At 71.7% G+C, this 523-nt stretch carries 1 protein-coding gene; it reads right to left on the minus strand.

Annotation, left to right across the window (positions count from 1 at the left end):
• Positions 1–79 precede the first annotated feature (79 nt).
• Positions 80–523 (minus strand): hypothetical protein (locus tag AC1DSF_RS30680; RefSeq protein WP_478184084.1); only part of this gene is annotated, 444 nt, incomplete at its 5' end.

The following is a 523-nucleotide window of genomic DNA, read 5'->3' on the forward strand; positions in this document are numbered from 1 at the left end:
GGTAGGGGGTGGCGCAGCCGAGGACCGTGAGCACGGCGTCGGGTGTGGGCATCACGGGAGTCCGTATCTCGCGTCGTGGTCAGGGGGTCGCGGTCGAGCCGGGCAGCGCGCGCACGGCGTTGTGTTCCAAGAAGTCGATGACGTGCTCGGTCAGGGCGCGCCGTGCCGTCGGCCGGTCGAGCACCGGTGCGGTGAGTTGCCGTTGGATGCTGGCGGCGCGCCGGACGACCCCGGCGAGGCGGCGTTCTTCGGGGAGTTCGAGCACGGGCAGGATCGCCTCGTGGGCACCGGTGAAGTCGCCGAGGTGGACCCGGGCGCGGACGAGGTCGAGACGCGTGACGGCGAGGTGGGCGTAGGAGCCGCCGGCGTATCCGGTGAGGGCGTCCTCGAGGTGGATCATCGCGTCTTCGGCCTCGCCGAGCCAGATGAGCGCGCTGCCGGCGCACCTCTGCTGGTTCTCGATGGGGAAGGCCCACATGCCCGGGTAGGCGTCCATGTCGTCGACGTCGTCGCGGGCGCACAC

This window comes from Variovorax sp. 01N429 (genome assembly GCF_056399425.1).